This is a genomic window from Planctopirus hydrillae (assembly GCF_001707835.1).
GTDB classification, from domain to species: Bacteria; Planctomycetota; Planctomycetia; order Planctomycetales; family Planctomycetaceae; genus Planctopirus; species Planctopirus hydrillae.
In genome coordinates this window covers 15,552-41,424 of record NZ_LYDR01000116.1, presented here as the reverse complement: position 1 = coordinate 41,424, position 25,873 = coordinate 15,552, and the positions used below count along the sequence as shown (strand labels likewise).

18 protein-coding genes are annotated in these 25,873 nt (G+C 53.7%); 10 read left to right on the top strand and 8 right to left on the bottom strand.

Annotated elements, in window-relative coordinates:
* Positions 1–264: 264 nt before the first annotated feature.
* From A6X21_RS13915 to A6X21_RS13900, 3 genes are all read left to right on the top strand, one after another.
* On the top strand, positions 265–1,962 hold the full coding sequence (locus A6X21_RS13915) for a glutamine--tRNA ligase/YqeY domain fusion protein (protein ID WP_068848829.1): 1,698 nt from the start codon (positions 265–267) through the stop codon (positions 1,960–1,962).
* A gap of 449 nt (positions 1,963–2,411) precedes the next feature.
* On the top strand, positions 2,412–3,044 hold the full coding sequence (locus A6X21_RS13910) for a hypothetical protein (protein WP_068848827.1): 633 nt from the start codon (positions 2,412–2,414) through the stop codon (positions 3,042–3,044).
* Positions 3,045–3,777: 733 nt separating this feature from the next.
* On the top strand, positions 3,778–4,167 hold the full coding sequence (locus A6X21_RS13900) for a lytic transglycosylase (RefSeq protein WP_131818344.1): 390 nt from the start codon (positions 3,778–3,780) through the stop codon (positions 4,165–4,167).
* Positions 4,168–4,421: 254 nt separating this feature from the next.
* Here A6X21_RS13900 and A6X21_RS13895 read toward each other — a convergent pair whose 3' ends face one another.
* Entirely contained in the window at positions 4,422–5,489 is a 1,068-nt protein-coding gene (locus A6X21_RS13895; RefSeq protein ID WP_068848822.1) for a ThiF family adenylyltransferase, read from the bottom strand.
* A gap of 516 nt (positions 5,490–6,005) precedes the next feature.
* Here A6X21_RS13895 and A6X21_RS13890 point away from each other — a divergent pair.
* A complete protein-coding gene (locus A6X21_RS13890) occupies positions 6,006–7,376 on the top strand; it encodes a hypothetical protein (RefSeq protein WP_165603801.1) in 1,371 nt (456 codons plus the stop codon).
* A 208-nt stretch (positions 7,377–7,584) separates the two neighbouring features.
* On the opposite strand, the gene A6X21_RS13885 is transcribed toward A6X21_RS13890, so the two are convergent.
* Complete coding sequence (locus A6X21_RS13885; protein ID WP_131818342.1) at positions 7,585–8,157, bottom strand: hypothetical protein; 573 nt, start codon at positions 8,155–8,157, stop codon at positions 7,585–7,587.
* Positions 8,158–8,532: 375 nt separating this feature from the next.
* Here A6X21_RS13885 and A6X21_RS13880 point away from each other — a divergent pair, with 375 nt between their 5' ends.
* Positions 8,533–9,789, top strand: a complete 1,257-nt coding sequence (locus A6X21_RS13880; RefSeq protein WP_131818341.1) for a hypothetical protein — start codon at positions 8,533–8,535, stop codon at positions 9,787–9,789.
* A 522-nt stretch (positions 9,790–10,311) separates the two neighbouring features.
* On the opposite strand, the gene A6X21_RS13870 is transcribed toward A6X21_RS13880, so the two are convergent.
* Positions 10,312–10,950, bottom strand: coding sequence for a macro domain-containing protein (locus A6X21_RS13870; protein WP_068848812.1), 639 nt, complete (start codon positions 10,948–10,950; stop codon positions 10,312–10,314).
* Between the two features lie 241 nt (positions 10,951–11,191).
* Between A6X21_RS13870 and A6X21_RS13865 the strand changes: the two genes are divergently transcribed.
* Both A6X21_RS13865 and A6X21_RS13860 read left to right on the top strand, forming a co-directional pair.
* Positions 11,192–12,247: a DUF262 domain-containing protein gene (locus tag A6X21_RS13865; RefSeq protein ID WP_068848810.1), complete on the top strand. Its 1,056-nt coding sequence runs from the start codon at positions 11,192–11,194 to the stop codon at positions 12,245–12,247.
* A 3-nt stretch (positions 12,248–12,250) separates the two neighbouring features.
* The gene (locus tag A6X21_RS13860; RefSeq protein WP_068848808.1) at positions 12,251–12,877 is read left to right on the top strand and encodes a hypothetical protein; all 627 of its coding nucleotides are present in this window, start codon (positions 12,251–12,253) and stop codon (positions 12,875–12,877) included.
* Between the two features lie 174 nt (positions 12,878–13,051).
* Here A6X21_RS13860 and A6X21_RS13855 read toward each other — a convergent pair whose 3' ends face one another.
* The 4 genes from A6X21_RS13855 to A6X21_RS13840 all read right to left on the bottom strand — a co-directional run bounded on the left by A6X21_RS13855 (position 13,052) and on the right by A6X21_RS13840 (position 17,637).
* On the bottom strand, positions 13,052–13,813 hold the full coding sequence (locus A6X21_RS13855; RefSeq protein ID WP_240490265.1) for a chlorite dismutase family protein: 762 nt from the start codon (positions 13,811–13,813) through the stop codon (positions 13,052–13,054).
* Between the two features lie 290 nt (positions 13,814–14,103).
* The gene (locus A6X21_RS13850; RefSeq protein ID WP_165603800.1) at positions 14,104–15,117 is read right to left on the bottom strand and encodes a DUF1963 domain-containing protein; all 1,014 of its coding nucleotides are present in this window, start codon (positions 15,115–15,117) and stop codon (positions 14,104–14,106) included.
* A 302-nt stretch (positions 15,118–15,419) separates the two neighbouring features.
* A complete protein-coding gene (locus tag A6X21_RS13845; protein WP_068848804.1) occupies positions 15,420–16,760 on the bottom strand; it encodes a PhoH family protein in 1,341 nt (446 codons plus the stop codon).
* Between the two features lie 172 nt (positions 16,761–16,932).
* Complete coding sequence (locus tag A6X21_RS13840) at positions 16,933–17,637, bottom strand: metallophosphoesterase family protein (protein WP_068848802.1); 705 nt, start codon at positions 17,635–17,637, stop codon at positions 16,933–16,935.
* Positions 17,638–17,817: 180 nt separating this feature from the next.
* Here A6X21_RS13840 and A6X21_RS13835 point away from each other — a divergent pair, with 180 nt between their 5' ends.
* From A6X21_RS13835 to A6X21_RS13820, 3 genes are all read left to right on the top strand, one after another.
* Positions 17,818–18,138 (top strand): hypothetical protein, encoded by a 321-nt coding sequence (locus A6X21_RS13835; protein WP_068848800.1) that lies wholly within the window; start codon positions 17,818–17,820, stop codon positions 18,136–18,138.
* A 680-nt stretch (positions 18,139–18,818) separates the two neighbouring features.
* A complete protein-coding gene (locus A6X21_RS13830) occupies positions 18,819–22,460 on the top strand; it encodes a serine/threonine-protein kinase (protein WP_068848798.1) in 3,642 nt (1,213 codons plus the stop codon).
* Between the two features lie 663 nt (positions 22,461–23,123).
* Positions 23,124–24,203: an Hpt domain-containing response regulator gene (locus A6X21_RS13820; RefSeq protein WP_068848794.1), complete on the top strand. Its 1,080-nt coding sequence runs from the start codon at positions 23,124–23,126 to the stop codon at positions 24,201–24,203.
* A gap of 69 nt (positions 24,204–24,272) precedes the next feature.
* On the opposite strand, the gene A6X21_RS13815 is transcribed toward A6X21_RS13820, so the two are convergent.
* The gene (locus tag A6X21_RS13815; RefSeq protein ID WP_068848792.1) at positions 24,273–25,595 is read right to left on the bottom strand and encodes a TerC family protein; all 1,323 of its coding nucleotides are present in this window, start codon (positions 25,593–25,595) and stop codon (positions 24,273–24,275) included.
* Positions 25,596–25,873 lie beyond the last annotated feature (278 nt).

The following is a 25,873-nucleotide window of genomic DNA, read 5'->3' as shown; positions in this document are numbered from 1 at the left end:
CATGGATCACCTCGGCAGTTTTTGCCGTACGCTGCGATCAATGCCCTTCAGCCCTTAACATTTCGGCCCCCAACCCTTCGTAACTGAAGGAAAATCGAGCGCAATCGGTACTCTCGACCAGCCGTGCTTGATTCGATCTGCCAATTCGGCCACAACAACGGCTCAAGAATCGCCGTTTTTTGTGTTGAGCCATTTCGGTAAACTTAGACTTTTCGGTGTACGATGCCTTGCCAGTACACCCTTGCCTGCTCGGAAAGTATTTCTATGTCGACGGATCCGACGACTCCTCCTGTTGCACCAACCAACTTCATCCACGAGATCATCGATGGCCATAACGCCACCGGGCGCTTCGGCGGAAAAGTGCACACCCGCTTTCCACCAGAACCCAATGGCTACCTGCACATTGGCCACGCCAAGTCGATCTGCCTCAACTTCGGCATCGCCAAAAAGTACGGCGGCAAATGCAATCTCCGCTTCGACGACACGAACCCCACGAAAGAGGACATCGAGTATGTCAACTCGATCCAGGAAGACGTCCGCTGGCTGGGCTTTGAATGGGACGGCCTCTACTACGCGAGCGATTACTTCGAGCAGATCTACCAGTGGGCCGAGCTGCTCATTGAAAAGGGGAAGGCGTATGTCGACAGCTCGACACTCGACGAGATTCGCGAACAGCGCGGGACAGTGACTCAGCCCGGTATCGAGAACCAGTATCGCAGCCGGTCGGTTGAGGAGAACCTGGATCTCTTCCGCCGGATGCGGGCTGGTGAGTTCCCGGATGGTGCGCATGTGCTGCGGGCGAAGATCGATATGGCCCACACGAACATGCTGCTGCGCGACCCGGTCATCTATCGCATCCGGCACGCTCATCATCACCGCACAGGCGATGCCTGGTGTCTATACCCGATGTACGACTTCGCACATGGTTACAGCGATTCGATTGAAGGGATCACTCATTCGATCTGCACGCTCGAATTTGAAATCCACCGGCCACTTTACGACTGGCTGATTGAAGCCGTTGGAATCTATCACCCGCAGCAGATCGAGTTTGCCCGACTGAATCTCACCTACACCGTCATGAGCAAGCGAAAATTGCTCGAACTGGTCGAGGCGAAGATTGTGAGCGGCTGGGACGATCCCCGCATGCCGACCATCGCTGGTATTCGCCGGCGTGGCTATACACCGGCTGCGATGCGCGACTTCTGCGAAACGATTGGGGTCACCCGATTTAACGGGATGACCGATCTCGTGGTGCTGGAGAATGCCGTCCGGAATGATTTGAACAAATCGGCCCCGCGTGTGATGGGTGTGCTCAAGCCATTGAAAGTGGTGCTGACCAACTATCCCGAAGGTCAGGTCGAAGAGTTCGACTGCATCAATAACCCGGAAGATCCTGCGGCTGGCAGCCGGAAGGTGCCATTCAGCCGGGAGCTGTATATCGAGCGGGATGACTTTATGGAAGATCCTCCCAAGCAGTTCTTCCGCCTGGCTCCCGGGCGCGAAGTGCGGCTGCGCTGGGCCTATGTCATCAAGTGCGAAGAGGCGGTCAAAGATCCCGCAACAGGCGAGATTGTTGAGCTGCGCTGCACTTATGATCCCGAGACCAAGGGAGGAAACACACCCGACGGGAGGAAGATCAAATCGACGATTCACTGGGTTTCGGCCCCGCATGCATTAAGTACCGAAGTGCGGCTCTACAGCCCGCTGTTCACCGTGGAAGATGTGTCATCGATCCCGGAAGGTGAAGATTGGAAGAACTACTTAAGCCCGACTTCGCTGGTGGTGATTCCCGATGCCAAGCTGGAACCGTCGGTGAAGACACAAGCCACCGGCTACCGCTGCCAGTTTGAACGCCTGGGCTACTTCTGCCTCGACCCCGACACCACGATTGAGAAACTGGTCTTCAACCGCACTGTCACCTTGAAGGATGAATGGGCCAAGATCCAGAAGAAGGGCGGCTGAGCCGTTTGTGGAGTGCCATTTGTAGGGTGCATGAAGTCCCCGGAATGCACCAACATCAGTGTTCCCACGTAGGGCAGGCCCCCGCCTGCCGATTCCCTCACCAACGAGCCGGAAGCGTCAGCGACGGGCACTCGCATTTGTGATCTCGCCATTGCGAGCGGGAGGGATTCAAGAAAGATGTTCTGGTTCGGAGGGGCGTTGGTTCGGCGGGGTGTGAAGAAGTGCTTCTGGTTGTGGAGTGATGAAGAAGTCATGTCCGTCGCTGACGCTTCCGGCTCGTAGCACTTTCGGCTTGTATAGTGTGTGAGTCACGTAGGGCAGGCTCCCGCCTGCTGATCCTTCTGATAGGGTACAGGAATGGGATTAATTTATTTTCTCTTCGTTTCCGCTGATGCTAGGATTCTGGCTGTGCAATTTGCGACCTAACGCGATCCACCGCGGGACATCAAATGGACATTATTAAGGCTTTCCTGACATACTGCGCGGCGGGGATTCTCCTCTACCTCGGCTGGACGATGGCTCAAGGACCTCGCCTAGCCATGCTGGGTTACCAAGTTCCCGGAATGTCATCTGAAGGCGCTCTCGTCTTGAACGTCTTATGTGGTTTGATGGCGATCGGATTGTGGTTGCTGGCTCTCTGGCCGCTATCAGCCGCCTGGCAAATGACCTTCGCGACTCGAAAAATGCGGGGGAATCGACCCAAGCCTGTTTCAATGGGAGAAATCCAATCCGGAATCGTGACTAGGAAATATCTCAATGTCCAATTGTCGCAAATCACCGGAATTGGCTGGATTCTCGGATTCGTCTCAATACTGTCTGTGATAAGTCTGGTGGAACTTGGGCGATGGCTGTTTGGTGTGGATTGGAATGATCCGGCGATTCAAAGGATCCCGCGACTTCTGAAGATGGTTGGTGCTTTGGCAGCAATCGCGGGAGCAATCGCAGTGTATGCCGCAGGCTACTGGATACTCGAACGGATGGGAATCACCGTTGTCGAGCGTGATCAACAGGGTTCACCTCGTGGTCCCACCAGGAAGAGAAAGAAAAAACGACCGTTAGGACCTCCTTTGGAGGAGTTGTAAGCCTGTTCCAAACTGAGTAGCGAGCAGCCTAACTGTCGAGAGTTATTGGCACCGCATGAAGCTATGAACTGGAGGAAAGTTGCATAGAGCCACCGCCGCTCTATACAAGTCGCGTCGATCCGGCAGGCGGGAGCCTGCCCTACATCAACAAAAATTGCAGATGTCAGGGCTTCAATATGCCAGAACGAAAGCTGACAGATCGGGAAATTCAGTTTATCGCAGCTCTGATTGAGAATATATTTTTGGTTTGCGGGATGCTTCTCACAATGTCTTATATCGACGAGGAGCATCTCCCTCTGGTGAGTCCGCTATTCCGAAATGGAATTCTTTTTCTATTGCTGATGGCCATCTTCCTGGGTAGCGATTTTGTGAGAGAGAGGATTGTCTCGAACATCATCCGGAAGAGGAATCGTTGACCCGCATTGTGTGGCACGGCCCTGAGGTCTTCCGAAGGGCGTGGGTGTTGTGCGTTACCATTAAAGCCCACGCCCTTTCACATAGCCTTCATGCGCGTGCCACACGCCCTGCGCGATATGTCGTGGGCATGCGTTGAACTGCTAGAAGAGGATGGTACGTTGCCGGGCTGGATTGCGGAAGAGGCAATGCACGATTCCTACGATAGCTATCGAAAATGACAACTCGAACGGACGGAAGCGGTATGAAGTTGATCTATGGAAGTCGTTGGTTTCGGGCGAAGCATCGGATGACTGAAGTTTGGGACGAAGAACACGCGATGCGAGCTCATTTGGAGAAGCGTCCTTATGCGGTCTTGATTGAGGATGGATACGTTCTTCGCTGTTTTTTAGAAATCGATAGGGATTACGTCGGTGTCGGCTTTTTGGATGAGCATAAGAGAGAGTTTCTGAGCTACCAGTTTCAGGAGGTTGAAGCCGGGCGTCTTTTTCTCACTATGGCAAACTATCGAAAATTCGAAGGCGAGGGCGACCATACCATAGAAGGGACGACGTACTACTTCCGAATGGACGGTGGCTTAACTATAGAGACGGAAGATTTTTCGACCGCTGTGGTTTCTACCAAGAAGACACAAGTGAATGTCGACGGGAACTGGGAAGGTTATCCGGAGTTTGGCAACTATAACTCCATCACTCGAGTGAATCGATGATTCAGTGGCGGGTGTACCTTTAACTATAGGGTAAGTGCTTGTCTGCCGACGCTACTGAATCAAAGGACGACGATCCGTATGAGTGTTTGGATGCCATGCTCGAAGACCACTCCCGGGCGCAAGGCCTTCAGGGCATGCCCAAGTGGGGTTGAGAGCGTCTCGTTGGGTTTGTTGTAAAGGTCGGAGCTTCATAGGCAGGCGGGAGCCTGCCCTGCATGTTACGGCAGGCAAGATATACAGAATGATAGCACTGCTCAGTCCCCCAGAAACTGGGTGTAGAGTGTGCGGGCGAGGGTGGGGTCTTCGGTTCCTTCGATGTAGGTGCGGCGGTCTCTGAAGATCGTCAGTTCGCAGTTGTAGCCGGTGGGCTTGAAGCGGAGTAAATAGGGGTTTGGTCGAACATCGCCCAGGGGAGCCAGTTGATGGGCCAGCAGGTGGAGATCGAGTGGGCGGGGATGGGCAGGGCTGATTTGTACGGCGTTGCGGCCGCAAAGGACTGTCGTTTGTGACGTCTGCTGGCCGCTGAGCCACAATCGCTCGCCTTGCTGGCAGGCCCGGCAATCGCTCGTTTCGCGTAAACGTGACAGATCCATCGCGCGGATCTGACCACTCCAGGCATCGACCAGTTTCAATTGTGAGCCAAGAACTTCTCTTTCGCCCAGAAGGATCTGTATGGCCATCATGGCTTGCAGGGATGCGACGAGATGGACAGCCGGCCCGGCGACGCCGACGGCATCGCATGTGGCGGGGGTGGTGGCAGACGAGGAAGTTTGTCCGGAAGCGTCGGCATCATCGACCGGGTTGACGAGGCAGCGAAAGCAGGGTGTGTGAGGCGGATGAATGGCCATGGCCTGGCCGCTGGTGCCGACGCAACCGCCATGCACCCAGGGGAGGTTTCGTTCGAGAGCGGCATCATTGAGGAGGAGACGGAGTTCGAAGTTGTCGGCTCCATCGATGACCAGATCGACGCCTGCCAGTAATTCGAGAATGTTCTCGGGGCGGATGTCGGCCACGATGGGTTCGAGTGTGATTTCGTGATTGATTTCGCCCAGGTGGCGGGCCGCTGCTATGGCTTTGGGGATGCGTTCGCGGGCGTCGGCTTCGTCGTAGAGGGATTGCCGCTGGAGGTTCGTGAGATCGACAAAATCGCGGTCGATCAGGCGTAGGGTACCGACTCCAGCGCGAGCCAGGAGTTCGGCAGCGCAGCTTCCGAGGGCCCCCAGACCCAGTACGGCGACCACGGCCTGGGAGAGACGCTCCTGCCCAGTCGTTCCAAATTGTGGCAACAGCATCTGACGGTGATAGCGGCTGAGGTTCTGCATACAGCCATTGTGCCAGTTTCTGGCTCTCTTTTCACATAACTGTGCTGATGTGATGTTGGGCTTGATGGATCGAAACTGTGTGATGGGGGTCGGATGTCTGCATCCCACACCGGGTCCAGCAACTTCACCAGCACGAATGCATCCGCAGTGATCCTCAACAACTCCCCATCAGGATGGCCACGCGCGACTCAGGTCCAATGACCAGAGGCAAACGAGGATGTCTGACAACCAGACCACGGGTGGCTCGTCGCGAAATCGAGGAAAGTTGCCTCTTGCTTTAACATCAAGGAATCTGCATATTTGCGGAACATTTCATTGCGATTCTCCTTTCTTTGCACCGGTCCTGCGACTTGGATTCATCCACAGGACATGGCTTCCGCGAACCCTGTCTGATCATTTCGGAACACTGATATGATGTGCATTCGCACTCTCCAGAGACTTCAATTCCAACTGGGAATCAGGCCTTCAATCCGCACCTGTCTGGCAATGTCCCTGGCCTTGATGTCGGGATTGATGATGTCAGGCTGCTCGACGAGAGAGTCACCGAATGGAGCGTATCAGAAGCTCGTTAACGGTGTCCGGAGTGAAAACTTCCAACTGGTCGTGGATAGCCTGTCGACGGAAACTGTCAACAACACGCTCGATACCATGCTGCGAGCGCTCCGGCCACAGATTGCGATTCTCGGTTTGACTGGCCCAGGCCGGGAGTTTATCGACATCTTCAAGAAGTACGGCGTCGATCTCCAGAAGTTAGATCCGGGAACCTCCAATACCCAGATTGTCGAGCGACTCACCGATCGATACCAGTGCCTGGTCGATGTGCTGGGTTTCAGTTACCGCCTGCAAAAACAGAATCCTGGCGGAGCGGCTGCGCTGGCGTCGTTCTCCCGCATCGGCCAGGATCCGAACACGACGTTGGCCAACATCAAATACGATGGTGATCGTTGTACGGCTGAAGCCCGCTATACCGTCGACGGCAAGAAGTATCGTGAACCACTGAATTTTGTGCGGCAAGGAGGCACCTGGCGTATTGCACAGGTTCCTTCAACACCAGATACCCTGGCCTCTCGTGGCCCGGTCTCGGGGAATCAGGCTGTCGCCGTGTCTACCAATTCAGCTCCTGCGCATGGAACGCCTCAGGGCGAGCATGGTGCTCCCGAGATGCAACTCGCTCAAGCGACGCCCGGCACCCCTTCCGGCGGACACAATGAGTCGGCAGCTCCAGCCCCACATGCTGCTCCTGCGGCAAGTCCTCCTTCAACACCGGCAGGTCATGGAAGCGAGACACCGGTTCCCATGCCACTGCCGGAACAGGCCGCCACTCCGCCAGGTCATACTCCTGAAGGCCAGGCCCCGGGAGGGAATAACATCCCCAGGCCACAGACTCCCAATGGTCATGGCGAAATGGCTAATGCACCAGCCGGCCTACCACCGGCTGGTGAAGGAAATAATCCTGCCAACCCCGGCGGCGCGAATCCGGGTGGAGCAGTTCCGGGTGTTGACGGCCAGAATCCTGCCAACGGCATTCCTCAGGCACCCACCTTTCCTCTGGGGACAGCCGAATATGCCGTACAGAAAATCTGTCTCTCCGTGGCAGCAGGTCAATACACGGGGCTGGATGGCGTGATCAGCGAAAAGGCCGATGGCTTGCTGGCACAGATTCGAGACGGTGCCGTATCGGAAGATGAAATCCAGAGCCTGAAAAAGCGATTTGGTGAAGTTCGACTGCTCAGTGTGAAACCCAAGGGAGGGACGCGCACGGTCACCTTGCAGAATACGTCGGGAGAATCGTTGGTCTTCACACTGGCCAAGGAAGACGAAATTTTTCGCGTGAAAGATCTGGATATCAAACAGCCTGCCAGTGCCAAACGCAAAAAAGCGGGCTAATGACACACCGGGCTGGTCACACAGTCTCCGGTCACACCTCAAATCAGCAAGAACCCGTGAAACAGTGCGCGTGAAGAACGGCGGCTTGGAGCAGGCATGCTCTTCGCAACCAATAATGCGCAACTGTTGCATTGGAAACGCACAAGGTGCTAGAGGTTCCGACGGATGGAACCATCGTCGCCACCTTGAGATCGTCGTGCCTTCCACCTCAGTCAGTGATGATATCCTGATCCGTCCATCGCAAGTCGCACAGGCGGGGATGATTCACTCCGGCAATCTCGTGAAAGAACCAGCGCAAAGGCTGGCGGCCTTTTCCTGTTGTGCAGCCATCGATGATGTTGAAAGCCAGGAACAGGTTCCAGTCTTCAATTGCCTCGAAGAGAGCCTGGAGTCTCTCCTGGTTGTAGGTTCCTTTGGAACTCACCTGCCGCCAGAGGGCAAAGGGTTCATCGTGATACTGCACCATGGCCAGCAGGTCAGCATCGTCACAGAACTCCGCGAGGAACGACCGGGCCAGTGAGGCATGGCTCGCCGGGTGAGTAATTGGCACCCCGGCTTCCGCTTCGGCTTTGAAGGAGTCGTGCGTATGGATCAGCAGCCGTAATTTGTCGATCTCTAAGGGGCTGAGCTTTGGCGCGAGCCGATCCAGATTGGGCTCGATCTCGGCAATATGGGCACGAACCGTCCCCTCCGGATGCCCCGCGCGCGGCTTCCCCCAATCCAGATTCCGCTGATAACGCGCATCAGCCTTCACGGCTTCCAAGGCAGCGGCATAGTTCATGGGTGGATGTTGTAGTTGTTCGGTTGAATGGTGGGTACTCATTGACCACGTGGAGGCATTTCAAGACGAAAGGTTCGCTACTTTTTCGGAAATCGCAAGGTCTAGTCCCGCTGGAGATTTCGAATGCGGTCGGTGTCAAGGAGTTGATGCCGCTGTTGGGCTTCAGCCCAGGTATGGGGGAAGTCGCGGCATTCGTGCAGCACCGCTGACAATCTGGGAAAATGGCCTCCTGGTTGTCAGTGCGATATTCTTTTGTATCGTATTTGGATTATTAATGGTAAAAGGTGTCTTTTCAGTACGTCACATTTGCTGGAGAACATCGCGATGGCGACCATTCCGCGAAATTTGCAGAAATTTACGCGTCCGCTCCGTTCGTTGATCGTGCTGGTGGTTTGTCTGGTGCCGACCACCGCGTCGTCGCAATTTCGCGTTGCGCCCGCAGCCAAGGACTTCAAGCCGGTCCAGAGGTCGCTGTATGGTTTTGATAAGGATTACCTCGCGACGATCGGAGGCGAAACGCCACTGCTCAAACCCGGCATGACTGTCGATGTGACGCTTCTGAACGGATCGACGCAATCATCGGCACTCATCACGATCATCAAGTACGGCAAGGAGCCGACGGTGCTGCAGACCCTGACATTCAAGCCGGTGTCGCACCGACCGAAATTCACAACCAGAGATATTCGCTCACTGACCATCGACGGAAAGCTGTACGATATGGTCTTCGATACGAAATCCAAGGGGTGGGCTCTTCTGGATCGTGCGAAACATGATGAAGTGGTTTCAGAACGGTTGAAATCCCGCGATTACGAGCTTTATCGCCCCGACACTCCGGAAGAGCTGGAGAAAAAACAGTCTGTCTATACGCTGAATGTCAAAGCGCTCGAGACACATTGCCCGGGCGTCGCTTTTGTATCGTACGAAAGCCGCGACTTTCAGATTTATAGCGACTTACCGGCAAAGGATGTGGAAGTTTTTCAGGATAGAATACTTTCAAGTTGCCAGTTTCTTAAGAAGATGTACGGCATTCCCGAAGATCAGTCTGTTTTTTGCGGAAAACTCCATATCTTCATTTTCAAGAGTCGTCAACATTTTATCGACTATGCTAAAAAGCAGTGTCAATGGGAAGATCAAAGCGCTGAGGCTACAGATATTGGCTATCCGGGTGGCCAGTTTTTCGTGTTAGCCAACGGTGAACAGGAATTCGATTCCACCGTCGGTAACATTGTCTGGCATTTGACAAGTATATTTCAATTCCGCATCCGTTCAAACTGTAATAACATCCCGAGGTGGCTGTTCTATGGGACTAACGACTTTGTCTGGCGCATGGTGCTCTATGACTTGTATTCACAAGAGACGTCTCTAAAGGATGTCTTGCCCCACATTCGCAACAATAAGAACCTGGGTGGATTAGTTTCCGAAAACGAATATGCAACCGACTATCAACCTGTATCGGGGATGTTGGTGGAACTTCTGGTTGATCGTGATGCCAATGCCTTCCGCGAGTTGTTCGTCGCCATTAAGGAAGGAGTGGATTTTAATGTCGCCCTCCAGGATGTCTACGGATGGAACGACGAAGAGTTGGTCGAGGCCTTCGGTCGAAAGATTAAGGTTCCGAATTTGAAGCCGTAGTCTGATAATGATCTCCGCTATTGAGTTCTCGTTGTGGAATTAGGGTATGGCTACATGGCTTTATCTTGCTCGCAGGATGTCATTTCGTATCCATATTGAGTAATCTCATTCGACTTGTGTTCAGGTTGCTTTCTTAATCAAAGGTTCGGTATGTCACTTCAATTCTATCGTATGTTAATCGCCAGTTTTGTGGGCGGATTTCTTGTGGGGTGCGCCCAACAAGCCACGCCGGTTTCCGTTGACCCTGCCTCCGGTACTGTCGGTCACTCATCGAACTCAGGTGAGTCGCAGGTTGCAGACGATGGCGTCATCAAGATCCTGGCGACCAAAGCCGCCAGCATTGATAAACCATTTGAAGTTCGGCCCATTGAGGTTTGGACGCTTGCGGCATCGTACTCCCCGGATGGTCGCTGGTTGTCCACTTCAGAAAACAGGTTGTGCTTGTATTGAACGACAAGGAAATCCGCGTATGGAACATCGAGTCGTTACTCAAATGAGCTTGGGCGTGGCGGGTCGATGGGTTTAGTCCCGCTGGAGATTTCGAATGCGGTCGGTGTAAAGGAGTTGATGCCGCTGTTGGGCTTCAGCCCAGGTGTGGGGGAAGTCGCAGCGTTCGTGCAGCACCTCTTCGATGGCGGCTCGCATTTGACGGGCACAGGTATTGGGGCCGACACGACCAATCCCGGTTCCCAACCCCGGAAATGCGACGGTTTGCACGGCTGAGACCACCGGTTCGCCTGCCAGAATCCCCGTGGGTACGATGCCATTGCGGATGAGGAGCAGCACTGCTCGGGCGGCGAGGTAAGGATTAACGGTCTCGGGGAGAATCATCGGCACCCGCATCGTGGGGGCCGCGATAACGTACGGAATACGATTGCACCTGGTTTCGACAATCTCGGCAGCACCAACGAGCAGTTCTCCATGATGCCTGGTGCGAATCAACTCCTGCAGCCGCTGCTGAAGATCCCAGCCGAAATGCTCGGAGTAGCGGAGATCGATCCCGCCATCCATAAACCCGAAGCTGTTGGCCGGACTGACCACGGCATCAACCGCAAGATCAAGAATCGATCCGCGATGAATAGCGACGCCAGGGAGATCGCCACAATGCCGCTCCCAGGCATCGGCGAGATCGTGCTCAATGGCGGCGAGAATGATCTTCAAGGGTGACTTTCGGCTTGGGACTTAGACGAAACCGCAGTTGCCCAAACGATACACAATTCGAGGGATGGCCTCAACGTTGAATTATCAGTAAGATATCATAATCTGCGTCTTTCGCGACTCTTATCGTATTGGTCGACCATCGCCAATACGGCTACCTCACGAGGCTCGAAAAAGTGCATCCGAAACAAATTAAGACAAAGCATACGCTGCAAGTCTAAACTATCGTACAATTGGACTCACAATGAAGAATTTCGACTCAAGAACTTACAGCATAAACGATTTTGTCGAATGGCAAGCAAACGATCAGCTTGAACTATCTCCACGATACCAAAGAAAGGCGGTTTGGAGCGAGGGTGCAAAGTCTTATTTACTTGACACCATTATTCGTGGCAAGCCAATACCAAAAGTTTTTATTCGGCAGAAGATCAATCCCCGCACAAAGAAATCTGTACGCGAGGTCGTGGACGGGCAGCAGAGGTTGCGGGCAATACTATCCTTTGTGAAGGATGGATTTGTAATCAGCAAGCGGCATAACAAGCAGTACGGCGGACTGTTCTTTAGCCAGCTAGATACAGTCGACCCGGACATCGCGTCAAACATCCTAAATTACGAGATATCTGTGGATCTACTGGTAAACATGGATGATGTTGAGATTCTTGATGTCTTCAGCCGACTAAACTCATACGCAATTACGTTAAACGAGCAAGAAAAGCTAAACGCGAATCACTTTGGCGATTTCAAGATTCTCACGGATCGAATCGCGTTCAATTACAACAATTTTTGGATACAGAATAGGATAGTCACTGAGCAGCAAGTTCTTCGAATGAATGACGCACAGCTTGTAGCAGACATTCTGATCGCAATCACTGACGGAGTTAGGGAGAAGAAGCAGATCTCCAAGTACTATACTCGATATGAAGAAAGCTTCCCATTTGACGCCGATGAGCTCGCGTCCCGCTTCGATGAGTGTATACAGTTGATATCATGTCTCTTTCCGGAAACATTAAAGAATACGGAGTTCCGACGAGTACATTTATTCTACAGCTTGTTTGTTTCTGTGTATCACATTAAGTATGGTGTAAAGAATCTCAATGAATTATACAGAAGTGTGAACATGGGTAATCTTGATCGGCTGCGAAATGGCCTTGAAAAAATTGAAGAGATCATACGAGAGGAAGATAAAACGGTTCTCACAAAGGAACAATTGACCTTTCTCACTGATTGTCAGAGGGCAACCACTGATGCCGCCGTTCGCATTCGAAGATCAAGCTATATTTTAAAGATGATGTCGGAGTAGCGTATGGCTCATCAGGATAATCTCGATTTGTTTCGCAAGACAGTTGCTCAATACATTGGTTTTATTGATAATAGCTATCATCGGGATGGCAGTGGCAGGGCAATTTTCAATCAGCAATTCCAAGAGTTCTGTGTCCAATCTGCATTTCTTGGAATATTCGTCGCTTGGGAGTCTTTTCTCGAGAGCTCTCTTAGTGATTATGCGCTCGGCGTATCGGGGGTCTCAGGGCGTAGTATTGTAAAATACATTTCTCCACTGGATAGAGACCATTCTGGAAGAATGCTTGTCGGGGCTCAAAAGTATGTTGATTGGGCAAACCACGAGACGGTTGTCAAGCTTGCTTCGGTGTATTTGGAAGATGGTGAGCCATTCAAGACTAATATAAACTCGATTAGTTTAGTACTGTCTGACTTAAGAACGATCCGCAATGCGTGCGCACACATGTCCTCGTCAACTTCATCAAAGCTTGATGCTGCTGCTTGCCGACTATTAGGTAGGCGTTGCAGCAATGTGACTGTAACATCTCTGTTAACTGAGATGGATCCGAGTAGCCAGGCAGGCGATACAATATTAGATATGTTTTTGTCGTTTTTGGACGCTTGCGCAGAGAATATCGCACATGCGCGTTGAATTTAGGTGACTGCAGCATAACATTCTTGTGCTATAGCATTAACGAAGAGTTGCTGATTTCCGTGGGGTGAGCAGAGCATGACGATCCATCTCGCCTTCACTTCGGTCTTCGCCAAGATGACTGGGCGATGGAGGCAATGAAGTGGGCCGGAGTTTAGGGTAAACACTGGGGACTCAGGTCGGAGTCACCTTTTTCAGGCGGATGTCGACTTCTCGATCTACAAAACTCCACTCGCGAGTCGAACGCAACTTTTCCAGCATGCGATCGAATAACGGTTCATCGCCCGGTGCGAAGTCAAAAAACGTCAGGAAATCAAAGGGCTCTTTGCTTTCGAGATCCCGGCAATGATGCAGCCGGCGGGCAATAGCCGGCAGGTAGTCCATACCGATCTTGATGTGATGTGATTCTTCCTCAAACAGGGCACGCCGCTCGTCCTGAGTCATCGCCCACCACGCGGCTGATTTTCGAATGGGAATCAGCGCTGCGTGTGTGGCTGTCGCTCGCCCAAGTGGGGCCTGCCTGGCGACCAGGAGTTCTTTCTCAGGGCGCGTTACATAGCGGTCGTTACTCGTCACCCCGCGAAGAAACCACTTTGTGTCTGATGACAGAGCTTCATGGGCGTTGCCAAGTCCCTGATGAATGTGCAGCCTTTCCGCATCGGGCAGCGTTTCACCACAAATTGCCCGGATAGAAGTCACCATCCAGTCACCTGTCAGCCCTCCGCAAAAGCTGAACAGACGCGAATTCACGGCATTCACAACTTTCACCTTGCTCTCGGCGACCGCTGAAACGTGGGTGGTGACTTTATCCTCAGGAGGTGACGCAGCCAGACTGGCAGAGGTCTGTAAGCCTGCCACCAGCCCCGCAACTCCCCCGCCCAGAAAACTTCTTCGCGAAGAGTTTGTATTCTCAGAGTCCTGTGGTCGTTCAGTCATTTGGCACCCTCCTGCAGGTGAGATGCCGCCAGAAGATGGCCGGTGACAAGAAATGCGGCAGAATCTTTCTGATTCGAAAACACCAATGACGATTCCTCAAACTCTTTTGTATGGAAAGTCATCATGCTTTCGAATTTCAAAGAAGAGCAGCATTGCGATGTCAGAGATTCATGTCGGCGACACGATCTCATCAAAATCTTGGCCCAGCACAAAAAGGGGTTCGACGTACACTGTTTTCGAGCTTGAACAGAGGATGACTTGGCGAGGAGAAGATGCGGAGAGCCATTCGATCAGCCTTGGGTGATCTCACCGGCAAGATTGTCGAAGCTTTTCAAGGTGAAGTCGTTCTCCCGGATATAGACGTAAAGAGGATCAGCATCATTGATATTGAGCTTCATATGATCGTTGGAATGGAGTTTCAAGAGGAGGTGCCAGAGCATCTGTTCGGTGGCAACCTCTTCGCGATGTGCCAGGAGCCATTTCAGGTGATCCCGCTTTACTTCGTGATCTGGGAGATCCTGCGGGCGACGATCCTTTAGAAACCGTGCGTATTCATCGAACTCCTTCATCGTCTTGTAACCGGTGACCCATTGCGCTTCTCTGTTCCCGATGTGGGTCATCGCCACAGTCTGTTCCAGGTTGTCGCGTGGATCATAAGGGTTGGAATAACCAAGCAGGCTGGCGATTCGGTTCGGGAGCCTGAATGATCGATTCAAATAATCAAGTCGAAAGTCTCCTGTTTCATCATTGATTTCCGGAGTGTTGGCTCTGATGTATTCATTAAGGGATTGATCGGCGCATTGGATGGAGATTGTCGCTTCGGCGCGTATTCGGGTGGCTACCAGATCGATGAAGTATTCGTCGCACCAGATGGGTTTCTTCGGGGCCTTTCGGCGTTTCAAGTCCGCAGGGACTTTTTTCAAGTAGATCGAATGAAGTAGGACGGCTTGTGCCGCTGATCCCATGAATCGGATAAACAGGTAAAGAATTCCAGACGAAGGCAGTCCCGACTTTCGCGTGAGTGGGGGCAGTTCGGAAAAGTTTATCTGGCAGATAAAGTTGCAATGCTTGATCCCATCTTGGTCTGTGACAGTCGGCCATTCGATGTTGGCAGGAAGATCTGGCTCACCTCCGAAGCGGGTGTTCCCTACCGCCTTGTATTTATCCTGACCATCGGCAATCAGGCTATAGCATGCCGAGCTATGTTCACGGATCTTGTCGGCAGCGGCTTCCAATTGAAAGGCTTCAATCCCCGCGTTCAGTTGCTTGAGCATCTCGCGGGAAAGTGGGATTCTCATAGTCATAGAGGGTCTCATGCGATATTAAATCGTCGATCGTCGAGGGTGTGTAGGTAAAGCAACCACTCGCCGAAAGTCATTTTCAGCGTTTATAATTCCGGCGGGAGTTCAGGAGAAGTCCTTGAGGTGGAATTATGAAAATATAATGTCCCGCAGCGAATTGGGACATTGGAATGGAGGATCGGTAGTATCAAGGTTGATAAGACGAAACTCACCCTCTTCCCGGCCCTCTCAGATGACTGGGCGAGGGGGGGAATGCAGATGCCCGGCGTTTTGGGTGGACGCCGGGCATTGAAGAGGGGCGTGGGTTAAAGCAGGTCGGTGGCGAGTTCGGCGAGTTGGGAGCGTTCGCCTTTTTCGAGTGTCACGTGGGCGTAGAGCTTCTGGCCGACCATGCGATTGATGAGGTACGACAGCCCGTTCGAGAGCGAATCGAGGTAGGGATGGTCGATCTGGTGGATATCGCCCGTCAGGACGATCTTTGTTCCTTCGCCTGCCCGCGTGATAATGGTCTTTACTTCATGCGGTGTCAGGTTCTGCGCTTCGTCGACAATGAAGAAGACCCGCTGCAGACTGCGGCCGCGGATATACGCCAGAGGCGTAATTTCGAGCCGATGATCTTCCTGCATCTGCTGCACCAGTTTGGCCGTATCGCCTTCATGGTTCTGATGCTTGATCACCGAGAGGTTATCAAAGAGTGGCTGCATGTAAGGGTCGAGCTTGGCATGCACATCCCCCGGTAAATAGCCGAGATCTTTATTCGAAAGAGGGACCACAGGCCGTGCGAGCAGGATCTGACGGTAGTTGCTCCGGCATTCAAGAGCTGCTGCCAGGGCGAGTAACGTTTTTCCCGAACCGGCTTTGCCAGCGATTGTGACCAGCTTGATTTCGTCATCCAGAAGTGCCCGCAAGGCGAAGTGCTGCTCGGCATTTCGAGGAACCACTCCCAGTGCGGTGGTTCGTTCCACGCGGTGAAACGCATTTTCTTCCGCGTTGTACATAGCGAGGACGGACCGCGAACCATTCCGCAGAATGAAGTTCTCATTGGCACGCGGTGTCGTCACCTCCGGCAGGCTTTCTGCGGCGACGCGGCCACCCTCGGCATAGAAGGCGGAAACACTTTCGCAAGGCATGTTCGTGACCAGCCGTTTGCCAGTGTAAAGCTTGTCGAAGCTTTCGACTTTATCGGTCGAGTAATCTTCTGCGGGCAGCCCGAGGGATTTGGCCTTCATCCGCAGATTGGTGTCTTTGGAGACCAGAATGACGGGCCGGGGTGCCGATGTTTCCTGCAGAGTGAGTGCGGCATCGAGAATGCGATGATCCGGGCCATCGGAGAGAAAAGTTTCGCGCATGCGGGCGGTAAAGTGCCCACGGAGTACCACGCGAATGCGGCCTAAGCCATCGCCCAGGGCGGCGCCATCTGCAGAAAGAACATCGCCCGCGAGTTCGTCCAATCGTCGGAGGAACGCACGGGCCTGAAAGTTGATGTCGTCGTTACCTTTTTTGAATCGATCGAGTTCCTCCAGCACAGTGATCGGTATGGCGATGTCATTCTCTTCGAAGTTAAATAAACACCCCGCATCGTGAAGGATGACGTTGGTGTCGAGAACGAAGAGCTTGCCTTGCGTCGAACTGTGCTCCAGTCGCATGCACTACCCCTGTGTGTGTCGAGCCGCATCATTTCGGCCGGGCCATCCGGCCTGCTTGCTTCAGTATGACTAGAATCGTCAATTGAGCAACAGGGGATTTTCTCCGGGCGTGAATTTCCAGTGAGAAAAGTAAAACTCCATCAGAAGTTCGCGGGAGTTTCATCAAAGAAGATCACACACTCGTGGGAAGTGATCCGCCGGTTCGTAAGAGATGCTCGGCGAGTTCGACGAGCGAATTGTCCAGCCCCGCTTCGCGCATCTGGGCGACAGCCTGGCTGATATCGTAGGGGACTGTGCGAAAGGCAACTTTTCCCTGCTCGATGATGGCGTAATGTGCCTCAGGAACTCCATTGCGAGGCTGGCCCACACTGCCGGGATTGATCACTTGTGTCTGGCCGAGATGCAGTTGCATCGGCTTGTGGGTGTGGCCGACGCATACAAAATCGGCTTCGATAAAGGAGAGTCGCTGTTGCCAGGCGTGGGCATCTTCGGGCAGGTACTCATCCATGGGGTCGCGGGGAGTCGCATGCACGAGGAAAAACTTCTGGCCGTCGAGTTCGAGACTTCTTGTCAGTGGCATCTGCGAGAGAAACTTGCGGTGTGAAGCGGTGAGCACACGTTCGTTGATCGCTCGTGTGGCGGCGGCGAGCCTGCGTAGAGGAGAAGCCCCTTGTGATTGCACTCTCTGGGCCGTTGAATGATCGTGATTGCCCCGCACGGCGGCTGTCGCATGCCCTCTGATCCAATCGAGGCAGGGGGCTGGATCTGTGCCGTACTCGACGGCATCTCCAAGAAACAGGCAGGCGTCGAACGATTCCTGAATGGCGGAGAGGGCCACAAAGTTGGCATGAATATCCGCGATGAGAAGGATTCTCATGTCAATGGGCCATAGGACTCGACGAGGTTTTGATGAAGTCGCCAAAAATAAATTAGCAATCCTGCATACAGAGTGATCTAATTTTTACAGAAGTTTGCAGATGATTGAAACACCCAGACCGCGGGACAGATCTTTGCGGTACTGAGAACCGGCCGGATGTGAGCAGCGGGAGTAATGCCAATGAATGTTCCACGATCCAGCGCTCATCGATTGGAGGAGATGACTCTGCGTGAAAAACTTCGCGAGGCGGAGCGCCTGTCACGCGACTTTGAAGAGCATCTCAAACAGGGCTTTTCTCCCAAAGTTCACGAACTGCGAAAGCTCTGCAAACCCCAGGAATCTGATCTGGGGGGCATCCCTGATATCTCCATTCGACATCAGATCCAGCAGGTACTGGCCAGCGAGCGCTACAGCAGTGAACTCTATGCCACGCTGGAACATGGACTTGTTCTCATTGCGGAAGATCTACATACGCTTCTGGAAAGTGACCAGTCGGCCTGACCAGCGGCTGTGAATTCTCTGAATTTTTGGTCTTTAAGTTTGTTCTGGCTCGATCTGCTGTCACCGTGTGCAACCATCGCTGCACAATCTGAAGGGGAAGCCGGTTTGTAAGCGGCTTGATGTTCGATTTTGCAAATTTTTCCATTTGTAAGGCCGCCACTTCGGGCAGAAACCGATGATTCCTGAGCGATTTCCTCTTCGGCTTCACTAAGTCTTTGTTTGGCGCAAAGATTGCAGATTATGATGGTGTGGCCGTTCTGTCGGCTGGCTGAACATCGCTCATGGATGGGAGTTTCCCGGTGATGCCAGTCCCTTTCATTGCAACTTTGCTCGCAAAATCAGTTCGACAGATCAACATGCAGTAACGCGTCGATCGTTCGGAATCTCCACTCTTGAGAATTTCACTGGTTGAAGAGAACTTTCTGCGGGTCTTTCGCGTCCATTTGTCGTTAAGAATCAGAAATCGTGAGAGCTTCCACTCGCCTGAGGGGGTTCTTGATAAAGCAGGATCAACTACAATTCCCGAAATGCTGCGAAACGCAGCATCTCACATTGATGAAATCCCCCAGCCGTTCGGGTGGGTACTCATCAAGACTGATACTGATTAAGACTGATACTGAACTCCCTCAAATTTGAGATCTCGAAACCATCTCGATCAACGAAAGGCAACAGGTTCTCGCATGGCGGATCGTGGCTCCAAATCGCAACTCACCTTCCCTCACCGGGCGGGCGAAGCTGCGTCTGGATTTTCACCCACTTCCGCTTCACCTGCTTTCGCGCCGCCTGCTTTCGCGCAACCGGGCTCAGGTGATCTGCAGCGTGATCCTCATGCCGAATCTGGTGTTGATCCTCAGGCCGGTCAGTTTTCAGGTCAGTTCCCCTGGCAGCATGAGATGGCCACGGCCGAGCCGGAAACGGTCGTGCGGCTGCCTCAGCCCGAACAACTCTCTCGGAGCCACTCGAAGAGTTCTGCTGTGACTTCCCGTTCTGGTTCCAGAACTTCTGATCGCCAATCAGCCGGCGGAGAATCAGCGGACGGAGAGCCTGCTAAAACCGGTTTGCAGGATGAGCCGGGAGAGCTCTCGGGAACGCGGACTGTTAATGCCGATTCCTATCTGCTCAAGCGACTCTTCCCGAACTCGGCAGAGAACAATGCCAGTTCTGATCAGCAGTCTTTCGAAGAGATGTCACTGGCCCACTTCCGACTCATCTCGAGGCTGGGTGTTGGCGGGATGGGTTCGGTCTTTCTGGCTGAGGACGAAGTGCTGCGGCGTCAGGTGGCACTGAAGATTTTATCCCCTGGACAGTCGCGCGATGAATCGAGCGTCGCCCGCTTTCAGAACGAAGCCCGTGCGGCTGCTTCACTCGATCATCCCAATGTGGCCCGTGTCTTCTCGAGTGGTGAAGACCGTGGTCTGCATTACATCGCTTACGAATATGTCGAAGGTCGCAACCTGCGAGATCGCATCCGGCAGACAGGCCGCATCGATCCGGCAGAGGCCGTCTACTATACGATTCAACTGGCGGAAGCACTGGTTCATCTTTCGGCCATGAATGTCGTCCATCGCGATATCAAGCCCTCGAATATCCTGATTGGTCGAAATGGTCGGGTCAAACTGGTTGACCTGGGATTGGCCCGCTGCCAGCTCAGTGAGGAATCGGTCGAACTCACGGTGGCGGGAACCACACTGGGCACGTTTGATTACATCTCACCAGAACAGGCCAAGGACCCCCGCACCGTCGATGTCCGCAGTGATATCTATTCACTGGGGTGCACGCTCTATCATATGCTGACGGGTGAGCCGCCCTATCCTGAGGGGACAGTGCTGCAGAAGCTGCTGGATCATCAGGGCAGGGAATCTCCGGATCCTGCCGTCAAGAACCGCCTCGTCTCACCGGCACTCTCGATGCTGGTACGCAAGATGATGGCGAGTGATCGACGCAAGCGTTATGCCTCAGCCGAAGAACTGCTGGGTGATTTGACAATCCTCGCCCGGCAGATGGGTCTTCCCACTTCGGGTTCAGTGGTCATGGCGCCGCCTCGCAATCGACTGCAGGATGGAATTCGACAGAACATTGGCTGGCTGGCCACGGTCGCCCTGCTGGTGATGGTCGTTGTGCTGCTGGATCGCTTTCCGCAGCTCTTCCCCGTGAAGAAAGATGCTCGCAACGTCACGTGGCAAAACGATGGGCAGAGCGATTCTTTGACTCCTGTGCAAGTGGGAGCCACCCCAATCAACCCGCTGGAGCGACGTCCCCTTCCGGACACACGAAGTCCCCTGCTGGCAAACAACCCAACGGGTGGTACTGCGCCTCTCGCTCGTGCTCCATTACAAATCGCTGAGGGGCTCAGTTCCCGCAGCGCGACCTTCCCGCAAGATGGCAATCTCGTGGGGAACAACCCGGCTCATGGCCAGGAGCGTGCGCCAGTTCCGGCACCGGTGGATCTGACAGGGCCGGGGGGAACAGGGCCGGGGGGAACAGGCACTGGTCTTGCTCTTCAACTTCCGGCTGATCCCATTCGTTTTCCCGCGGAGATGGCATCTGGAGCCGTACGTTTCCCGACAACATCGCAGCGACCGAACGCAGAGGGGATCACTTCCACTGACTCGACGAATAATCGTGAGGCCGCCATCGCAGAGAATTCCCGTGGCAATCCATCAAATCGTATGAACCCGATTTCGCCACTGTTGATTCCATTCGATGATTCGTTTGGTCCGTCCAGTTGGCTGGAGAACATCTTTTCCACCAAGCCTTCCTCCAGCACAGGTTCAGCCACTTCAGGGGCATCACTCCCCAGCGTCGCACTGCCCAGTGCAGCACTCCCCGGTGTAACACTTCCCAGTGCAGGAACTGGCCAGTCGAGATCTCCGACCGAAAATCGAACCGGTCTCCCTGAGAGTTCTCTTCCTCGCTCTCTCAATGGGCAGTCCGAAAGCACGAATTCGGGGAAGTCCGTGGCGACAACAACGGGGTCTTCCAGCACTGCACCTTTTTCCAGCACTGCACCCATCATGGGTAATTCTGCGGCGACGGATCTGAATGGCAGCGCAGATCGCATTGGCCCGGATCGCAATAACGCAGAGCGCACTGGTTCGGAGCGTATGGGGCCGGATCAGAGTCTGGCGGAACGATCTCCGATCGATCGCTCGCCGGCGGCTTCCGGTCTCGTGGCAGCACCAGTACGGATTGTCGATGGCAAAAGTTTTGACAGCCTGGAAGCCGCCTGTGTCTCTGCTCGATCAGGGGATGTCATTGAATTGCGGTATCAGGGGCGTCTGCTCCCCTCTGAGAAACCGATTCGACTTTCGGGAAAATCGCTCACCATTCGGGCCGCGAAGGGGTTTCGTCCCACAATCCGATTTGCTCCTCAAGACAGTCTTCAACCCAGCATGATCACCATGACGGGCGGGGCTCTGGCAGTGATCAATGTCGATCTGGAGTGGGATCTCCCGGAAACGGTCACGGCTGATTTGTGGTCTCTGTTCAGCACGCAGCGAATTGATAAATTCTCATTGCAGAATGTCCGGATCACAGTCCGTAATCCTCGTCAATCGGCTGCCACTGTCCTGAGGCAATCGGCACCAGCCGGGCAGGCTCCGACAATGATTTCCGGGATGAAGACTGGCCCGGGAGCAGCCAGCACTCCCGAAACCACATTGTCCAGCTGCCTGATTCGTGGCACGTCAAGGTTCTGCACACTCGATGATCCTGCCCCCGCCCGGTACGTTGTCGAGAATTCAGTGATTGCCGTCGATGATGATATCTTTCGCTCGATGGGCCTCATGGATGTCATGGCGGAAGTGGATCGCGTCGAAATCAACTTTAACCATGTGACTGTCTTGACCCGACAGCACTTCCTGAAGCTGGGGAGTGGTGATGATTTCTCGGTGAGTCTGACGCCACTGGCAGTTACACTGCGCAATTCGATTCTGGCAGTCGGGCATGGAAAGCCACTCATTCTGCAGCAGGGAATGGCGGGGGAAACCGATCTCCGCAGGTTCCTGTCCTGGTCAGGTGAACGCAATTTCTATGATGCCATTGAGCCGATCTGGCAGACTTCCAATGCGGCCTACAAAATGAAGTTCGACAAATGGAAGCAATTCTGGAGTGTGGGTGGAGAGCTCTCATCCTCACAGAATCTGGCCATTGAATGGCGTGGTCGCTGGATGCTCAAGCCCTTCGATACGCTCATCCCGGAAGATGTGGAGCTCGATGCCACCAGTGATTCCAACCCGCTGCTCAATGCCGCGACTGATGGCACTGATGTCGGTGTCAACTGGCAGACACTGCCCCATCACGCCCCCATCGAAGTTCCATAAACTTCAGATAGCGAGCTCACGCTTTCTATCGTTTCCTGGCTCTTCGTCACGGCGGGATGATGACTCTGCTGCCAACCATCCCGTGCAGTATTGTTGCATAGCAAGAGTATGTGCATCGTGCGGGTATTTGTTGTCGTGAAAAGTCACGACAGCCTGGCCACGAGTTGGCTGGGTTACCCGCAATCACTTTTGCCGGGGTGATGATGAAACCAGGATGTGTGCGCGGGCATGCTCAAAACCGCGAAGCATGGCACTGGATCGCGAAGCATGGAACTGGGTTTTGCAGCATGGCATCGAGTCGGGCAACAGGGCGGGCTGTGGCAGAGCTGTATGAGACGTGGCTGGCTGTCGCAAGGTCGTGCTGAATTCTGAGCAACCAGCTCTGAACGATGGGCTCATGGGGCGGGCTCATGGAGCGTAGCACTTCCCTGTAAAGATGACTCTGCCAATCCGGCATTGCGTAACTTCTTACCTATGCAGTTGTTGAATGATTTTTCGTGGGGTCCAGCGGCAGTACTTTTTCGTGGATCTCGGCGTCACTGGTCGATTTCCAACGGGATGGCGCGCGATTCGCGGACTTAATCAATTCAGTTTTACGCACGACTCATGCAGTTGTGCGGTCACTGGCTCTTGAGTTAAAGGGTTTAATGTTGAGGTGTGATCATGCGTGCTGTGCTGGTCGTCGACGACACGCCCGCCATGCAAAGATTTCTGGGGGAAGTCTTTGTTCGGAATGGCGATCGTGTCGAAGTTGCAGGGAATGGCATTGAAGCCATTGCCAAAATTCGCAGAAAGCCATTTGACGTCGTCGTCATGGATCTGCAGATGCCCGTCATGAATGGCTTTCAGGCCGCCATCGCGATTCGACTTATGCCTGATGAGACGCGAGCATCGATTCCCATCGTGGCGATCTCGGCACACAGCGAACCGACTCTGGCTGTCTCCTGTATTGATGCCGGTATGGATGATCTCCTGTTGAAGCCACTGACAGCCGAAGTGCTTCTCGAATGTGTGGCACGAAACACAGTCCGGTCACGTCAGCGGGACCAGTGGAGATTACTGCACCCGGATTACATTCCTCAGGCGAAAGCGTTTGCGGAATCTTTAGGTGGTCGTCAGCCATCCCGTCATGAGCCTGCCGATCCATCTCGCTTCATCGAAAAGAAATCCTTCTACGACAACAATGTGGACTCACTCCGGCAGCAAACCAGGCATCAGCCGCCGCATGAACCCAGCCCTTCAGAAAATCGATCCCGCGAAGAGTGGTCTGAGAATCCCGAGTGGCTCAATCGGGAGTTGCAGGAATTCGCACCTCGTTTCTCGTCGGAAATGTCGCCCAAAATGTCGGATCGGCAATCTCAGTCTGAGACCTTAACGACCAGTCAGCCGCTCTTCGACGCGGAACGTGTGATGAGGAATCTGGGAGTTGATCGCAAACTGCTCATGATGCTGGCGGGCTTTTTTATCGAATCTGTGCCACCCATGCTGCAAGATCTGGCAACAGCGACTGAACGGCAAAGTGCTGCTGATATGCAGCGGAAAGCCCACAGTTTGCGAGGACTCGCAGCCACATTCAGTCCGCCAGAGGTCCTGGAACTGGCCCGGCAGATCGAACTTGCTGCCCAGAACGGCGATATCGATGAAGCGGCAGCGTTGCTGCCAGCCCTTCATCAGGGATTGGCACAGCTCACAATCGAATTGCAGTCCTATCGACAATCGAAATTCGATGACTCTCAGTCGTGAGTGAACCCAACCGGTGTTGATCTGGTTCGGCAGATAAAAGTTCGGCACGGCACACCGGCCAGTGGATGATCAACTGGGTTCCTGGGCCGGTTCGACCTTTTCTTCGTGTGGTGGAGCAGGGACCACAAATGAGGCTCCAATTCCCAGGCCCAGGAAGATCGCAATCACAAAGAGCGAAACAAACGGCGAGAAGACGATGTAATGGTGAGCCAGCATTTTGGAGCCGACAAAGAACAGAATGGCGACGAGGCTGTACTTCAGAAACCGGAAGCGATCCAGCAGATCGACGAGAGCAAAGTAGAGCGATCTCAATCCGAGAATCGCAAACACGTTCGAGCTGAAGACCAGGAATGGATCCTGGGTGATGCCGAAGACGGCCGGGATTGAATCCACCGCAAAGAGCAGGTCCGTACTTTCCACCATCATCAAAGCGACAAAGAGTGGGGTGACAGCCAGTTTGCCATCGAGTTTTGTGAAGAAATGATCCCCCACAAATCCGGGGTAAACCGGGATGATCCGCCGAATGAATTTGACAAGGCGATTCTGCTCAAGATCGAGTTCTTCGTCATGAGCAAAGAGCATCTTGACGGCAGTGTAGATCAGCAGGGCGCCGAAGATGTAAATGACCCAGTCGAAGCGCTGAATGATGGCTGCTCCCAGGGCAATCATCACTCCACGCATGACCAGTGCACCAATGATTCCCCAGAAGAGGACGCGGTGTTGATAGGCCGCGGGAACCTGGAAGAACGACAGGATCAGCGCGATGACAAAGATATTGTCCATACTCAGGCTCTGTTCGACCAGGTAGCCTGTGAAGTACATGATGGCTGCTTCACTGCCATTTTCTGGCAAACCTGTCGGCTCTTCGTCGCTGTCGCCACTGCTGGCCGAAGGCTCGAAGGGAAACGCGATCTCAAACCGGTGATGTTTCGCATGGCCTGACGAGTTGGAGTGGGCAGGAGAGGACTCGGCAGATGTGGAATGAGCGTCCGTGGGATGAGCATCCGTCGATTGCCCACCAGCCGGTTGACCATCGGTGAGTTGACCAGCTTCCGGTGGAGTGGCGGCCGTATTTTTGTCTGCTGTGCTGTTCTCGACGGAGGCGGTGGCTTCGGTCGAAGTGGTCGTAACAGCCTTTTCGCTGGAAGATTCCGGGTTGGCTGCGGCTGCTGGGGTGGAAGTTTCCCAGCGGCCCAATTCGAACCAGTGATTTTCGTACGCATAGTAAACGAAGACTGTAAACAGGCACGAAAGTGCAAAATAGACACCTGTGCGGAAGAGGGCTTGCCGGGCACTGATGACTCGATGCGAGCCGCGACTGAAGGCCCCCAGGTCGAAGGCGAGGATCAACAGCACGAGGATGATGAATCCAGCCCAGACCAAAACCGTCATGACAAATCCTGCTTAGAGTATCTTAGGTATCTCAATGTGTATCAAAATCAGCCATGGAACTGATTCGGGATTCCGCCAATCCGCCTTAGGCCGTGGAGCAGGCTGGTCACCAATTTCCAGAGGGCCTGATTTACTCACGGGCCACGCCGGAACAACTGGAATTTCCCAAACTTCTGGTCAGCCACAGCTTTTCTTCCGCGAACGGAAGCTTCCAGATGATAAGCAGACAGCGTCTCAGAATCTTCTGTCAGGCCAGAGAACGGCTGTTTTGCCTGAAA

Coding starts and splice junctions, on each gene's coding strand:
- A6X21_RS13910 (WP_068848827.1), top strand. CDS start 2,412: ATGGACATTATTAAGGCTTTCCTGACATACTGCGCGGCGGGGATTCTC.
- A6X21_RS13915 (WP_068848829.1), top strand. CDS start 265: ATGTCGACGGATCCGACGACTCCTCCTGTTGCACCAACCAACTTCATC.
- A6X21_RS13820 (WP_068848794.1), top strand. CDS start 23,124: ATGCGTGCTGTGCTGGTCGTCGACGACACGCCCGCCATGCAAAGATTT.
- A6X21_RS13900 (WP_131818344.1), top strand. CDS start 3,778: ATGCGAGCTCATTTGGAGAAGCGTCCTTATGCGGTCTTGATTGAGGAT.
- A6X21_RS13835 (WP_068848800.1), top strand. CDS start 17,818: ATGAATGTTCCACGATCCAGCGCTCATCGATTGGAGGAGATGACTCTG.
- A6X21_RS13860 (WP_068848808.1), top strand. CDS start 12,251: ATGGCTCATCAGGATAATCTCGATTTGTTTCGCAAGACAGTTGCTCAA.
- A6X21_RS13865 (WP_068848810.1), top strand. CDS start 11,192: ATGAAGAATTTCGACTCAAGAACTTACAGCATAAACGATTTTGTCGAA.
- A6X21_RS13885 (WP_131818342.1), bottom strand. CDS start 8,157: ATGAACTATGCCGCTGCCTTGGAAGCCGTGAAGGCTGATGCGCGTTAT.
- A6X21_RS13855 (WP_240490265.1), bottom strand. CDS start 13,813: ATGACTGAACGACCACAGGACTCTGAGAATACAAACTCTTCGCGAAGA.
- A6X21_RS13895 (WP_068848822.1), bottom strand. CDS start 5,489: ATGCAGAACCTCAGCCGCTATCACCGTCAGATGCTGTTGCCACAATTT.
- A6X21_RS13845 (WP_068848804.1), bottom strand. CDS start 16,760: ATGCGACTGGAGCACAGTTCGACGCAAGGCAAGCTCTTCGTTCTCGAC.
- A6X21_RS13830 (WP_068848798.1), top strand. CDS start 18,819: ATGGCGGATCGTGGCTCCAAATCGCAACTCACCTTCCCTCACCGGGCG.
- A6X21_RS13815 (WP_068848792.1), bottom strand. CDS start 25,595: ATGACGGTTTTGGTCTGGGCTGGATTCATCATCCTCGTGCTGTTGATC.
- A6X21_RS13890 (WP_165603801.1), top strand. CDS start 6,006: ATGTCAGGCTGCTCGACGAGAGAGTCACCGAATGGAGCGTATCAGAAG.
- A6X21_RS13850 (WP_165603800.1), bottom strand. CDS start 15,117: ATGACTATGAGAATCCCACTTTCCCGCGAGATGCTCAAGCAACTGAAC.
- A6X21_RS13840 (WP_068848802.1), bottom strand. CDS start 17,637: ATGAGAATCCTTCTCATCGCGGATATTCATGCCAACTTTGTGGCCCTC.